The 13,700-nt window shown below is 70.9% G+C and carries 10 protein-coding genes; 7 read left to right on the top strand and 3 right to left on the bottom strand.

Annotated elements, in window-relative coordinates; all coding sequences use genetic code 11:
• Positions 1–8: 8 nt before the first annotated feature.
• The 3 genes from ACYVLP_RS13375 to ACYVLP_RS13385 form a co-directional block, all read right to left on the bottom strand.
• Positions 9–845: a TetR/AcrR family transcriptional regulator gene (locus ACYVLP_RS13375; RefSeq protein WP_460627842.1), complete on the bottom strand. Its 837-nt coding sequence runs from the start codon at positions 843–845 to the stop codon at positions 9–11.
• A 318-nt stretch (positions 846–1,163) separates the two neighbouring features.
• Positions 1,164–2,639 (bottom strand): DUF7059 domain-containing protein, encoded by a 1,476-nt coding sequence (locus ACYVLP_RS13380; RefSeq protein WP_460627843.1) that lies wholly within the window; start codon positions 2,637–2,639, stop codon positions 1,164–1,166.
• Between the two features lie 38 nt (positions 2,640–2,677).
• Positions 2,678–3,049 (bottom strand): STAS domain-containing protein, encoded by a 372-nt coding sequence (locus ACYVLP_RS13385; RefSeq protein WP_452270427.1) that lies wholly within the window; start codon positions 3,047–3,049, stop codon positions 2,678–2,680.
• Between the two features lie 151 nt (positions 3,050–3,200).
• Here ACYVLP_RS13385 and ACYVLP_RS13390 point away from each other — a divergent pair, with 151 nt between their 5' ends.
• The 7 genes from ACYVLP_RS13390 (at position 3,201) to ACYVLP_RS13420 (ending at position 13,544) form a co-directional block, all read left to right on the top strand.
• Entirely contained in the window at positions 3,201–5,570 is a 2,370-nt protein-coding gene (locus ACYVLP_RS13390) for a DEAD/DEAH box helicase (RefSeq protein ID WP_460627844.1), read from the top strand.
• 119 nt (positions 5,571–5,689) lie between these two features.
• Complete coding sequence (locus ACYVLP_RS13395; RefSeq protein ID WP_460627845.1) at positions 5,690–8,722, top strand: S8 family peptidase; 3,033 nt, start codon at positions 5,690–5,692, stop codon at positions 8,720–8,722.
• Positions 8,723–8,803: 81 nt separating this feature from the next.
• Complete coding sequence (locus ACYVLP_RS13400; RefSeq protein WP_460627846.1) at positions 8,804–9,190, top strand: hypothetical protein; 387 nt, start codon at positions 8,804–8,806, stop codon at positions 9,188–9,190.
• A 448-nt stretch (positions 9,191–9,638) separates the two neighbouring features.
• Positions 9,639–10,670, top strand: a complete 1,032-nt coding sequence (locus ACYVLP_RS13405; RefSeq protein ID WP_460627847.1) for a sulfate ABC transporter substrate-binding protein — start codon at positions 9,639–9,641, stop codon at positions 10,668–10,670.
• Positions 10,667–11,731, top strand: coding sequence for a sulfate ABC transporter permease subunit CysT (gene cysT, locus ACYVLP_RS13410; RefSeq protein ID WP_460627848.1), 1,065 nt, complete (start codon positions 10,667–10,669; stop codon positions 11,729–11,731). The genes ACYVLP_RS13405 and cysT overlap by 4 nt, the downstream gene beginning before the upstream one ends.
• Positions 11,728–12,537 carry a sulfate ABC transporter permease subunit CysW gene (gene cysW / locus ACYVLP_RS13415; protein ID WP_460627849.1) on the top strand — a complete coding sequence of 270 codons (810 nt, stop codon included), beginning with the start codon at positions 11,728–11,730 and terminating at the stop codon, positions 12,535–12,537. Before cysT ends, cysW begins: the two co-directional genes overlap by 4 nt.
• Entirely contained in the window at positions 12,534–13,544 is a 1,011-nt protein-coding gene (locus ACYVLP_RS13420; protein WP_460627850.1) for a sulfate/molybdate ABC transporter ATP-binding protein, read from the top strand. The genes cysW and ACYVLP_RS13420 overlap by 4 nt, the downstream gene beginning before the upstream one ends.
• Positions 13,545–13,700: the final 156 nt, after the last annotated feature.

Genomic DNA, 13,700 nt, shown 5'->3' on the forward strand with positions numbered 1-13,700 from the left:
TTAGGGACTCACGTGGGGTGAGGGTCAACTGCTTTGTCTCTCGTGTGCTCCGCGGGCGTGGATCCGCCACCGGCCCGGATCTCCTCGAGCTCCGCGGGGCTGAGCCGTTCGTGCGAGCCGTCGAGCCGGGAGACGCGGCGCAGGGTCTCGGCGTCTCCACCTTGCGCCTCGTAGAGCTCGGCGATCATCAGCCCGCTGCCCGTCGGCGACGGTCGGACGACGAGGCCGTAGAGCACCGTGTCGACGATCTCCTCGGGCGTCAGGACCATGCCGTCGGCGATGCCCGGATGGCTGCCGGAGAAGGTCAGCAGGCGGATTCGGTGGATCACCTCGCGTGCCGGGACCACGAGGTCGACGGAGTCGTCGACGAGGGCGCCGTTGATCGCATCGAGCAGGGGCTGGTGGGCGGCCACATGCTCGGTGCCCTCGTCGGTCGCGCCGCGCAGGTGCCTCCCGGCCTCGAAGCACGCCATGTGCGGTCCGCGGTTCGGCGGCTGGGTGAGGCCGAGCGCGGCCATCAGCCCGAAGACGTCGGTGAACCTCTTCTGCATGATCGCCGTGAAGTCGACGAGTCGGTCGCGCATGCTCTGCGACTGGTCGATCGCGGCGATGGCGCGCCTCACCGGGGCCGGGCAGAACGCGGTCTGCACCGCCTCCGTCTCGAGGGCCTCCTTGGTCGGGAAGACGCGAAAGATCGTGCCTTCGGCGACGCCTGCCTCGTGAGCGATCTCGCTCGTCGAGGGCTTGCGCCCCTCCCGGTGGGCGAGGTCGATGAACACGGCGATGAGCGCGTCTCGCCGGTCGTCCGGATGCATGGGCGCGGCCCGCCCGGTTCGTTCTGCCACCCGACCATCATGAATGAGTGAGCACTCACTCACAAGTCCTTTGTCAAAACCCCCGTCATCCCATCCAGTGGCCCCTCCATCCCACGAGCACCACCCGTCGAGTGGCCCCTCCCTCCCACGAGCACCACCCGTCGAGTGGCCCCTCCCTCCCACGAGTCCCACCAGTCACGTGGCAGGTGAGGCCGGGCGGCCACTCGACGCAGACCGGGTGGGGCCGGGCGGCCACTCGACGCAGACCGGGGTGGGGCCGGGCGGCCACTCGACGCAGACCGCGTGGGGCCGGGCGGCCACTCGACGCAGACCGGGGTGGGGTGGCGCCTAGACGAGCAGACCGTCGGCGACGAGGTCGCGCACCTGCGGAAGCACCTCGGCCCGCACTGTCGCCGGATCCGCCTCGACGATCGTCGCGATCGCCTCGAGCGCCGCCCGTGCCGTCAGGGTGCCGTCGGCCACCCCGAGGTATGCCGTCAGCAGCATCCCGGCGCGCACCACCCGTCCCAGCCCGCCGCCCTGCCGCACGAGGATCACGCTCGGGTCTTCCGCGCCGGGGCGACCGTGTCGTTCCTCGGTGACGTCTGGAGCGCACGACCACGCCACGTCGAGCACGTCGTCGTCATCGTGCTCGGCCAGCCACGTCCGGGCCCGCAGTCCAGCGTCGACAGCGGAGCCCATCGGGGCGGCGACCCGGCCAGTGACCTCGTCGAGGCTGCGCCACGGGGAACGGTCGCCGATGGGTCGCTGGAGGGTGACCACGCCGAACCCGACCGACTCGACATCGCGGGCGGCGAAGTCACGCAGCCAGGCGGCATACATCGTGGTGTGGGCCTCACTGCCCGGCTGAGCCCCGCCGTCGCGCGCCCACAGCTCGGCGTACTGGGCCGGGTCCTGGGACTCGCGCTGCACCACCCACGCGTCGAGGGCCACGCCGACGCGCGCCTGCTCGTCGAGCCACTCCGTCCACACGTCGCGCCAAGTGCGCCCGCGCGGGACCTCCCAGTTGCCGAGGAGCTGCGCCACGCCGCCGGGCTCGAGCACCGAGCCGACCTGGCGGACCAGGGACCGGACGAGGGTGTCGCCCGGGCGGCCGCCGTCACGGTACTCGTAGCGCGGCACGGCCGAGTCGCGCGGCGTGATGACAAAGGGTGGGTTGCTCACGACAAGCGAAAACCGCTGCCCCACAACGGGATCCAGCATGTCACCCTGGAGCGTGAGGATGTCTGCACCTGCCAGCGCAGCGTTGAAGGCGGCATACGCCAGTGCTCGCGCGGAGATGTCGGTCGCGGTGACCGACTGCGCGTGCCCCGCGAGGTGAAGCGCCTGCACACCACAGCCCGTGCCGAGGTCGAGGGCGCGCTCGACGGGTCGCCGGACCGTCCAGGACGCGAGCGTCGTCGAGGCGCCGCCGATGCCGAGCACGTGGTCGGGCCGCAGCGGCTCCCCAGTCGCAACCTCCGACAGGTCCGAGACGACCCACCGGTCACGGTCGTCGTCGGCGTAGGGCTGCAGGTCGCACGTCGCAACGACGTCGTCGTCCACCGTCCGGACGAGACCCAGTGCCTGCGCGCCGGCGACCCCGAGCGTGGGCAACGCCGCCGCGGCCGCCGAGGCGGGCACCGGACAGCCGAGGGTGAACAGGCGGACCAGCGTGCCGCATGGGTCAACGCCCGAGCCGGGAGCCGTCGCGAGCAGCGCCGGCAGCGGCTGCTCGCGATGCAGCGCCGCAGAGGCCATCGGCCCGAGCCGCTTCGCGACGCCGTCGACGGTGAACCGGGCCGCCGTGAGGTCGGAGCGCATGCGCGCGACCAGCTCGCGGTCGGCGACGGGCGTGTCGCTCAGGAGGACCGCTCGCTCGGGGCCGACTCGTCGGCTGCCGCCGCGAGCGCCGACTCGAGGTCGCGATGGATCTCGAACACCTTGTCGAGGCCGGTGATGGAGAAGACCTTGAGGACGCGGTCGTCCTTGCCGACGAGCCGCATCGACCCGCCGCGGGTGCGCGCGAGCTTGAGCCGGCCCACGAGCACGCCGAGGCCGGTCGAGTCGAGGAAGGTCACGTCGGTGAGGTCGACGACGAGCTTGGTGCGGCCACCCACGATCTGCTCGTCGAGCTTCTCGCGCACGAGCGGGGCGGTATACACATCGATCTCACCGCCGAGGTGCACCACGGTCTGGTCGCCATGGTCCGCTCGGGTGATCGAGAGATCCACCTACAGCACCTTCCTCATCCCACAGGTGCACGCGGACCCTCGGATCCCACGTGCCGAACCTCGCCGGTCGCCTGACCCTCAGGTTACCGACCACGGAGTAACATGCCCCGCTCGTCGGTAACCGTACCCCGACGGCATACGGTTGCTCCACATGAACTGGCAGGCCCACCCCACTTCCACCGTGCCGGACGCTCCCGGTCCCGGTTCGGTGGGCGCAGCCCGCCCGCCATCACAGCACATCGACCCGGATGCGTTGCTCCATGGGCTGGTCGGCGACCAGCCGGAGCGGCTCGTGCACGTCCACCAGGTTCCCGCCCGGACCGCGAGCACGGCCGACTGGCCGGACTGGGTCGAGCCCACCCTGCTCGGGGCTCTGGTCGGCTCGGGCATCGCGGCGCCGTGGTCGCACCAGGTCGAGGTCGCCGAGGCCGCACACCGTGGTGAGCACGTCGTGGTCAGCACCGGCACGGCGTCGGGCAAGAGCCTGGGCTACCTGCTGCCCGTGCTCAGCGACCTGGTCGCGGGCTCCGCGGCGCCCAACGGCCGCGGTGCCACGGCGCTCTACATCTCGCCCACGAAGGCGCTGGCCGCCGACCAGCTCGCCCGCGTGACCGCACTGGCCCTCCCGGGGGTGCGCCCCGCCACGTACGACGGCGACACCGCCACCGACGAGCGCCGCTGGATCCGCGACCACGCGAACCTCGTGCTGACCAACCCGGACCTGCTGCACCACTCGCTGCTGCCCGGTCACGACCGATGGTCGTCGTTCCTGCGGGCGCTGCGCTTCGTCGTCGTCGACGAGTGCCACGTCTACCGCGGCGTCTTCGGAGCACACCTTGCAGCCGTCCTGCGGCGGCTGCGCCGGGTCGCGGCCCGATACAAGGCGTCCCCGACCTTCGTCTTCGCGTCGGCCACCGTCGCCGACCCGCAGGAGCACGCCTCCCGGCTGCTGGGTATGCCGGTCCGCCCGGTCACGCACGACGGGTCGCCACGCGCTGCCATGACGTTCGCGCTGTGGGAGCCGCCACTCGTCGTCGACGCGTCGGGTCTGCCCAAGCGGACAAGCACCGTGACCGAGACAGGTGAGCTGCTCGCCGGGTGCGTCCAGCGCGATGTGCAGACGGTCGCCTTCGCCCGGTCCCGCGCGGCGGTCGAGGTGGTCGCCCGGATCGCCCGAGAACGCGTGCCAGCGACATCCGAGGACCGCGTCGCGGCATACCGCGGTGGCTACCTTCCAGAGGAGCGGCGTGAGCTCGAGCGCGACCTTCGGTCGAAGCGGCTGCTCGGGCTCGCAGCCACCAACGCGCTCGAGCTCGGTGTCGACGTCACCGGCCTCGATGCGGTGATCCTCGCCGGCTGGCCCGGCACGCTGTCGTCGCTGTGGCAACAGGCCGGGCGGGCGGGGCGTTCCGGCGACCGCTCGCTCGCCGTGCTCGTCGCCGCCGACGACCCGCTGGACACGTACGTCGTGCATCACCCCGAGTCCGTCTTCGGCCGCGGGATCGAGGCCACGGTCGTCGACCCCGACAACCCGCACGTCCTCGCTCCGCATCTCGCCGCGGCGGCGGCCGAGCTGCCGGTGACCGAGGAGGACTTCCAGCTGTTCGGACCTCAGACCCGCGCCCTCCTCGACCTGCTCGTGGACCGCGGCATCCTCAAGCGACGCCCGCGTGGGTGGTTCTGGGGACGAGAGGACCGGCCGGCGGACCACCTTTCCCTGCGCGGAGCGGGCGAGCCGGTCCGCATCATCGAGAGCCGCACCGGTCGCGTCGTCGGCACCGTCGACGAGTCGGCCGCGCACTCACAGGTCCACACCGGCGCCGTGCACGTCCACCAGGGCCAGAGCTGGGTCGTCACCGAGCTCGACCTCGACGCCCACGCGGCCTTCGCCGTGCGGGGCGACCCCGGCTGGTCGACCCAGGCCCGGTCCGTGAGCGACTTCCAGATCGTCCGCGAGACCGAGCACGAGGCCTGGGGACCACTCCGCTGCTCGTTCGGGCACGTGACGGTGCGCAACCAGGTCGTCTCGTTCCTGCGCCGCCTCCCGGGGGGCGAGGTGATCGGAGAGCACGCCCTCGACCTGCCGCCACGCACCCTCACGACCAAGGCGGTGTGGTGGACGATGCCCGTCGAGGAGCTCGCCGGGGCGGGCGTGGAGGAGGGCGGCATACCCGGAGCGGCGCATGCCGCCGAGCACGCGGCGATCGGGATGCTGCCCCTGTTCGCGACCGCCGACCGGTGGGACATCGGCGGGGTCTCGACGGCGCTGCACCCGGACACCGGCCTGCCGACGATCCTCATCTACGACGGCCACCCCGGTGGAGCTGGTTTCGCCGAGCGCGGCTTCCGGCGGGTGCGCCCCTGGCTGGCGGCGACCCGCGAGGCGATCGCGGGGTGCGAGTGCATCTCCGGGTGCCCGTCCTGCATCCAGTCGCCCAAGTGCGGCAACGGCAACGAGCCGCTCGACAAGCGCGGCGCGGTCGCGCTGCTCGACCTGACCCTGCGGCACGCCGGAGCCTGACCCACCAGATTTTCAACCGGCAAAGCCTCCCTAATCGAGGCATTCGCCGGTTATGGTCCTGCTACCACCGGGTGAAGACCTCGCCCATGCGTTCTCGGGGGAATCCGACAGGAGAACTCATGAATCGTCGCTGGCTGGCAGCAGTCGCCGCGCTGCCCTTGGCCCTCACCGTCGCCGGCACAGGATCTGCCGGCGCCGCCCCGCCCACGCTCGCGCCCGCCGCCGCTCCGGCCGCTGCTGACACGGCATACTCCGACGGCGTCTACGTCGTCCAGATGGCCGAGCTGCCGGTCATCGCCTACGACGGCGGGACCCCGGGTCTGGCTGCCACCAAGCCTGCGAAGGGCCACAAGATCGACGTCACGTCGCCGTCGGTGACGTCGTATGTCGACCACCTCAAGGGCGCTCACGCGCGAGCCTTGGGCAAGGTCGGAGCCGGCAACAAGCTCTACGACTACGCCTACACGTACAACGGATTCGCCGCGCGGCTCACCGCGGCACAGGCCAAGTCCCTCGAGTCTGCGGACGGGGTTCTGGCGGTCACCCGCCAGGAGACCTACACGGTCGACACGTCGACGACGCCCGCCTTCCTCGGCCTGACCGACAAGGGCGGCCTGTGGGACCAGCTCGGCGGCACGAAGAGCGCCGGCGAGAACGTCGTCATCGGCGTCATCGACTCCGGCATCTGGCCCGAGTCGCTCTCCTTCACCGACCGGGTCGACGGCAACGGCATCCCGACCCGTGCGGCGACGGGCAAGCTTGCGTACCAGCAGATTCCAGGTTGGAACGCCAAGTGCGAGAACGGCGAGCAGTGGAACAACTCGCTCTGCAACCAGAAGCTCATCGGCGCCCGCTACTACAACGCCGGCCAAGGTGGCAACGCGGCGATCGACCGCGACAAGCCCTGGGAGTTCAACTCGCCCCGTGACTACAACGGCCACGGCACGCACACGTCGAGCACGTCGGGTGGCAACCACGCCGTCCCGGTGACCGGCGCTGCGGGCGGGCTCGCGCCCAACGGCATCAGCGGCATCGCCCCGCGCGCCCGCATCTCCATGTACAAGGCGCTCTGGTCGACGGAGAGCGGCGACACTGCCGGGGGCACGACCTCTGACCTCGTGGCGGCGATCGACCAGGCCGTGGCCGACGGCGTCGACGTCATCAACTACTCGATCAGCGGCAGCCAGACCAACTTCGCCGACCCGGTGGAGATCTCGTTCCTCTTCGCCGCCAACGCAGGCGTCTTCGTCGCCACGTCGGCAGGCAACAGCGGCCCGACGACCTCGACCGTCGCGCACCCGTCGCCCTGGGTGACGACCGTCGCCGCCGGCACGCACAACCGCGACGGCATCGGCAGCGTCACGCTGGGCAACGGCGTCACGTACAACGGCGCCAGCGTCGCGGCGCAGGAGGTCAACGCCCCCCTCATCGACGCCACGGCCGCCGGCAAGGACGGCGCCCCTGCGGACCACGTCGCGCTCTGCTACTCGAGCGCCGATGACGGCGGCAATGCCCTCGACCCTGCGAAGGTCAAGGGCAAGATCGTGCTCTGTGACCGCGGCGTCACGGGCCGCACCAACAAGAGCCTCGCGGTGCAGGAGGCCGGCGGCGTCGGGATGATCCTCGTCAACACGTCGACGAACTCCATCAACGCCGACCTGCACGCGGTCCCGACGGTCCACCTCCAGGACACCGACCGCGCCGCGGTCAAGGCATATGCCGCCACCACCGGAGCGACAGCGACGATCCACAAGGGCGTGCTGACGACCACGGCGCCCGCACCGTTCACGGCGTCGTTCTCGTCGCGGGGGCCGCTGCGCGCGGGCGGCGGAGACGTTCTCAAGCCCGACGTCATCGCCCCCGGCCAGGACATCCTCGCGGCCGTGTCGCCGTCCACGGCTCACGGTGAGAACTTCAACCTGCTCTCGGGCACGTCGATGTCGTCGCCGCACGTGGCCGGTGTCGCCGCGCTGCTCAAGGACCTGCACCCGGGCTGGTCGCCGATGGCGATCAAGAGCGCCCTGATGACGAGCGCCTACGACGTCCTCGACGGGCCGGGCACCAACCCGACGGTGACCTTCCGCCAGGGTGCCGGCCACATCAAGCCGAACTCGGCGGCCGACCCGGGCCTGGTCTACGACAGCAGCTGGAACGACTGGCTCGCCTTCCTCTGCGGCAGCTCGAACGCCGTCAACCCGAGCGCCTGCACCGCCCTCAAGGGCGCCGGGTACAGCACGGACGCGAGCGACATGAACGTCGCGTCCATCGCGATCGGCGACCTGGCCGGCAAGCAGACCGTGACGCGACGGGTCACCAACGTCGGCTCGACGACGGCGACCTACACGGCCAACGCCAGCGTGTCGGGCATGACCACGGTCGTCTCGCCGGCGACGCTCGAGCTCGCTGCGGGCCAGTCGGGCACCTTCACGGTGACCTTCACCCGGACGACCGCGGGCCTGAACGCCTACGCCGGCGGCCAGCTCATCTGGTCCGACGGGACGCACTCGGTGCGCTCGCCGATCGTCATCCGGCCCGTCGCGCTCGCGGCCCCGGCGACGGTGACGGCGACGCCGAGCGGGACCTCGTACGGCGTGACCTTCGGCTACACCGGCCCGTTCACCGCAACGGCCCGCGGCCTTGTCGCCCCCGCGATCACCGACGGCGTCGTGCCGGACGACCCGACCGACTCGACCTGCTCGCTGACCTCGCCCAACGCGCAGAAGGTGGACGTGGCCGTGCCGGCGGGCACGACCTACGCGCGGTTCGCGCTCTTCGACGCTGACGTCAAGCCAGGCAGCGACATCGACCTCTGTGTCTTCAACGGAGCATCACCGGTCGGTTCGAGCGGTTCGGGCACATCCGCCGAGGAGGTCAACCTCGTCAACCCGGCAGCGGCCACCTACACCGTGGTGGTGCAGGGCTGGGGCGTCGACGGGTCGTCGCCGTTCAAGCTGCACACGTGGCTGCTCGGCTCGGCCGACGAAGGCAACATGACCGTATCGGCGCCACCGGCGGCCGTCATCGGCCAGACCGGCACGGTGTCGCTCTCGTTCAGCAGCGCGCTGCCCAAGGGCAAGCTGCTGGGCTCGGTCGCCTACGCCGGCCAGAGCGGTCTGCCGAACCCGACGATCGTGCGGGTCGACGTGCCGTGACAGTTGGTGGTCGCGAGCGGCGCGGCTACCGTGGCAGGAGCAAGTGCTTCCACGGATAACCACGAGCGTTAGCGAGTGACCATGGGTGACCCCACCGAGCGGGGAGGCCCCGGCAGCCGCCGGGACCTCCCCGCCGGCGCGTCCGGGCCCGGACGCGGACGCTCCCCCGAGGAGCTTCGCCGGTTCCCCGGCCTCTTCTCGGACGCCGTCACGAAGGCGGCCTCGCAACGGCCGCGGCCCACGGTGGTCGTCCGCGGGACGCTGCGCCGCGCTGAGATCGAGATGCAGCCGCTCGTTCTCGATGCGGACGACGGGACCACGTGGGAGCTGCTGTTCCCGCCCGGATGGGCCGTCGACGCCGAGCCGGGGGCGCGCGTGACGGTCAGCGGTGAGCACGCCGTCGACGTCGCCACGATCTCGATGGTCGGCCCGGTGCTCCAGGTGCGCACCCTCTCCCGCGCCGACTGACCCCCACCCTCGACTCGAGTGGCCACCCCGCCACACCCCTCAAGGTCGAGTGGCCACCCCGCCACACCCCCTCAAGGTCGAGTGGCCACCCCGCCACACCCCCTCAAGGTCGAGTGGCCACCCCGCCACACCCCCTCAAGGTCGAGTGGCCACCCCGCCACACGCGCGCCGCGGCCCCCAAATGGTGAGCTTCCGGCCCGATCCCCCACCACCAGCGCGCCGCGGCCCCCAAATCGTGAGCTTCCGGCCCGATCCCCCACCACCAGCGCGACACGGCCCCCAAATGGTGTGCTTCCGGCCGAGTCGGGCGGGACCACACTCTGAGACATAAGCGCAAGTTATTTGACCAGTAACGCTCTGCTATTCGAAACTCCCATATATCCGATAGGAAAGCAGCCGCTCTCCTCGGACCCCGCGCAGCCGCGCCAGACCCTTGAGGAGCCACATCATGCGACGCCCGCTCATCGCTCTCGCCGCCACCGTCATCGCCGGAACCCTCGGTCTGACGGCGTGTGCCGGCGGCTCGAGTGACGTCGTGGACCAGCCGGGCTCCACCCCCGCGGGTGCCGCGACGAGCACGATCAACCTGTACGCGTATGCCGTCCCGAAGGTCGGGTTCGACGCCGTGATCCCGGCGTTCCAGAAGACCGCGGCCGGCAAGGGAGTGCAGTTCCAGCAGAGCTACGGCGCCTCGGGCGACCAGAGCCGCAAGGTCGCCGCCGGCGCCGAGGCCGACTTCGTCAACTTCTCGGTCGAGCCGGACATCACCCGCCTGGTCGACGCCGGGCTCGTCGATGCGAACTGGAATGCCAACGAGCACAAGGGAATTCCCTTCGGCTCCGTCGTCACCATCGTCGTTCGCAAGGGCAACCCCAAAGGGATCAAGGACTGGGACGACCTGCTGAAGCCCGGCGTCGAGGTGGTCACCCCCAACCCGTTCTCCTCGGGCTCGGCCAAGTGGAACCTCCTGGCTCCGTATGCCGCCAAGAGCAATGGCGGCGTGAACAAGGCTGCCGGCCTGGCCTACATCAACCAGCTCGTCACTGACCACGTGAAGATCCAGCCGAAGTCCGGACGAGAGGCGAGTGAGGCCTTCATCCAGGGCTCGGGCGACGCGCTGCTCAGCTACGAGAACGAGGCGCTGTTCCTCGAGCGCGACGGCGAAGCGGTGGAGCACGTCACCCCTCCGACGACGTTCAAGATCGAGAACCCTGCGGCGGTGATCAAGACGAGCAAGAACCTCGCCACCGCGACGGCTTTCAACGACTACCTCTACACGCCTGAGGCGCAGACCCTGCTGGCCAAGGCCGGGTTCCGCGTCGTCGACTCGACGGTCGCCGCCCAGTTCGCCTCGAGCTTCCCGGCACCGGCGAAGCTGTGGACCATCGCCGACCTCGGTGGGTGGAAGACAGTCGACTCCACCCTGTTCAAGAAGGACGTCGGCGACATCGCCGTCATCTACGACAAGGCGACCAAGTGACGTCGAACGCCGTCAACCGCAGGGAGGCCGAGCGCTCGGCCTCCCTGCGGTCGCGCGCGCCGGGTGCCGAGCGAGGCACGGCGCCGCACGAGGAGGCGCCCGCGCACCCGCGCCCGTCCGGGGGACCAGGCGCGACGGCATACCCCGGGGGTGACCCAACGGCATACCCCGGGGGTGACCCTGCGGCATACCAAGGGGGTGATCCTGCGGCATCCGGCGACGGCGGGGTCCCGCACCGCCTGACCGCACCGGCACGTCGGCGTCCACGACGTCGGCTCGCCCAGCCGCTCGGCATCGGCGTCGTCACCCTGTGGCTCAGCGTCATTGTGCTGCTGCCGCTCGCCGCCCTCACCGTGACGGCGTTCTCGGACGGCTGGGCCGGCTTCTGGCAGGCGGTGACCGCGCCGGCCGCGCTCGCGTCGCTGTGGGTGACCGTGCTCGTGGCGGCCGCGGTGGCTCTCGTCAACGCTGTGCTCGGAACGCTCGTGGCGTGGGTGCTGGTCCGTGACGACTTCCCCGGCAAGCGCGTCGTCAACGCCGTCATCGACCTGCCGTTCGCTCTCCCGACCATCGTGGCGAGCATCGTGCTGCTGTCGCTCTACGGGCCGAACAGCCCGATCGGCGTGCATCTCAACGCAACTCGCCCGGGGATCGTCGTGGCGCTGCTGTTCGTCACGCTGCCGTTCGTCGTGCGGTCCGTCCAGCCGGTGCTCATCGAGTCCGACCGCGAGGTCGAGGACGCGGCCGCCTCGCTCGGCGCGTCGAGCTGGACCACGTTCCGTCGCGTCCTGCTGCCCACCCTCGCACCGGCGATCCTGTCCGGCACGGGACTGGCGTTCGCGCGCGCCATCGGGGAGTACGGCTCGGTCGTGCTCATCGGCGGCAACATCCCGCGCGAGACGCAGGTCGCCTCGCAGTACATCCAGCAGCAGATCGAGATCGACCGTCCGCAGAACGCCGCGGCCGTCTCCGTCGCCCTGCTTGCGATCGCCTTCCTGACCCTGTTCGTGCTGCGCGTCGTCGCCAGCCGGACCCGGCGACGAGAGGAGCGCGCGCCGTGAGGATCTCGCGCGGAACCCGGCTGTCACTGCGCGTCGTCGCCCTGGGCTACCTCGTCGCCCTCATCGGGCTGCCCATCGGCGTCATCCTCTGGCGTGCACTGTCGCCGGGGCTCGGCACCTTCTTCGCGTCGATCAGCACCCCAGCTGCGATCTCCGCCCTGAACCTGTCGCTGCTCATCGTCGCGATCGTCGTGCCGCTCAACGTCATCTTCGGCGTCGCCACGGCCCTGGCCCTTGTGCGGGGCGGCCGGTTCCGAGGACGCGGGCTGCTGCAGGCGGTCGTCGACCTGCCCTTCGCGGTGTCGCCGATCGTCGTCGGCGTGTCACTCATCATGCTGTGGGGCGTCAACGGGTGGTTCGGGGGGCTCGATCGGGCCGGGTTCAAGGTCATCTTCGGCCTGCCCGGCATGGTCATCGCGACCCTCTTCGTCACGCTGCCGTTCGTCGTGCGCGAGGTCGAGCCGGTGCTGCACGAGATCGGCCAGGACCAGGAGCAGGCCGCGTCCACCCTCGGCGCCAGCTCTTGGCAGACGTTCTGGCGCATCACGCTGCCCGCCATCCGTTGGGGCCTGACCTACGGCATCGTCCTGACCGTCGCCCGCGCCCTCGGGGAGTTCGGCGCCGTGATCATGGTGTCCTCCGGCTTCGCCGGCGTCTCGCAGACGCTCACCTTGCTCGTCCACGCGCGCTACATCGACGACCACAACACCTACGGCGCGTATGCCGCCGCGACCCTCCTCATGGGGATCGCCCTGCTCGTGCTCCTGCTCATGACCCTGCTCGACCGCAAGAGGACCGACCGATGATCTCTGTGACCAACGCCCGCAAGAACTACGGCGCCTTCACCGCACTCGACGACGTCAGCATCGAGATCCCGAGCGGGTCGCTCACCGCGCTGCTCGGGCCGAGCGGATCCGGCAAGTCGACCCTGCTGCGGTCGATCGCCGGCCTCGAAGGGCTCGACTCCGGGACCGTGACGATCGAGGGCCGCGAGGTGACCGACGAGCCACCGCAGCGACGCGGGATCGGCTTCGTCTTCCAGCACTATGCCGCCTTCAAGCACATGACTGTCCGCGACAACGTCGCCTTCGGGCTGACGATCCGCAAGCGACCCAAGGGCGAGATCGACCGGCGCGTCGACGACCTGCTCGAGATCGTCGGCCTCGAGGGGTTCCGCAACCGCTACCCTGCGCAGCTCTCCGGTGGCCAGCGCCAGCGGATGGCCCTGGCGCGAGCGCTCGCCGTCGACCCGCAGGTCCTGCTGCTGGACGAGCCGTTCGGGGCCCTCGACGCGAAGGTGCGAACGGACCTTCGTCAGTGGCTGCGGCGGCTGCACGACGAGGTCCACGTGACAACGGTGCTCGTGACCCACGACCAGGAGGAGGCCCTCGATGTCGCCGACCGGATCGCGGTGCTCAACAAGGGTCGGATCGAGCAGGTGGGCGACCCGGTCACGCTCTACGAGCGCCCCGCGAACGACTTCGTCATGAGCTTCCTCGGCTCGGTTGCCAGGCTTGGCGGGCAGCTCGTGCGGCCCCACGACATCGTGCTCGAGCGGGACCGCGCGACCGCGCTGGCCCAGGACGCCAAGGTGCCCGACTCCCCTGGGGTCATCGAGGCCGTCGTCGAACGGGTGGTGCCCCTGGGCTTCGAGGTGCGGGTGGAGCTGCGGGCAGACTCCGGTGAGCGGTTCGCGGCCCAGGTGACCCGGCGCGACGCGGCCGAGCTGCAGCTGAGGGAGGGCGAGACGGTGCACGCGCGCGCCGCCCAGCGTTCGAGTGTCGTCGAGCTCGACCCGGCCCTGGCGATCTGAGCTCGTGCCCGCCTCGAGCGGGCCGCAGTCCCAGGCCAGGTCGAGTGGTCCGGCCCGCGCAGGTGGCCCGTCGCGGGCCGGACGGTCACAGCGACCATTCGACTGCGGGAGGACTCGAGGGTGCTGAGTCGTCGGCAGGCTCCCGCTCATGAGGCA

The organism is Intrasporangium mesophilum (assembly GCF_054783095.1).

What these genes read in the sequence shown, in the direction of transcription:
- ACYVLP_RS13380 (WP_460627843.1), bottom strand. Translation starts at nt 2,639, where the DNA reads ATGCGCTCCGACCTCACGGCGGCCCGGTTCACCGTCGACGGCGTCGCG.
- ACYVLP_RS13390 (WP_460627844.1), top strand. Translation starts at nt 3,201, where the DNA reads ATGAACTGGCAGGCCCACCCCACTTCCACCGTGCCGGACGCTCCCGGT.
- ACYVLP_RS13395 (WP_460627845.1), top strand. Translation starts at nt 5,690, where the DNA reads ATGAATCGTCGCTGGCTGGCAGCAGTCGCCGCGCTGCCCTTGGCCCTC.
- ACYVLP_RS13400 (WP_460627846.1), top strand. Translation starts at nt 8,804, where the DNA reads ATGGGTGACCCCACCGAGCGGGGAGGCCCCGGCAGCCGCCGGGACCTC.
- ACYVLP_RS13405 (WP_460627847.1), top strand. Translation starts at nt 9,639, where the DNA reads ATGCGACGCCCGCTCATCGCTCTCGCCGCCACCGTCATCGCCGGAACC.
- ACYVLP_RS13420 (WP_460627850.1), top strand. Translation starts at nt 12,534, where the DNA reads ATGATCTCTGTGACCAACGCCCGCAAGAACTACGGCGCCTTCACCGCA.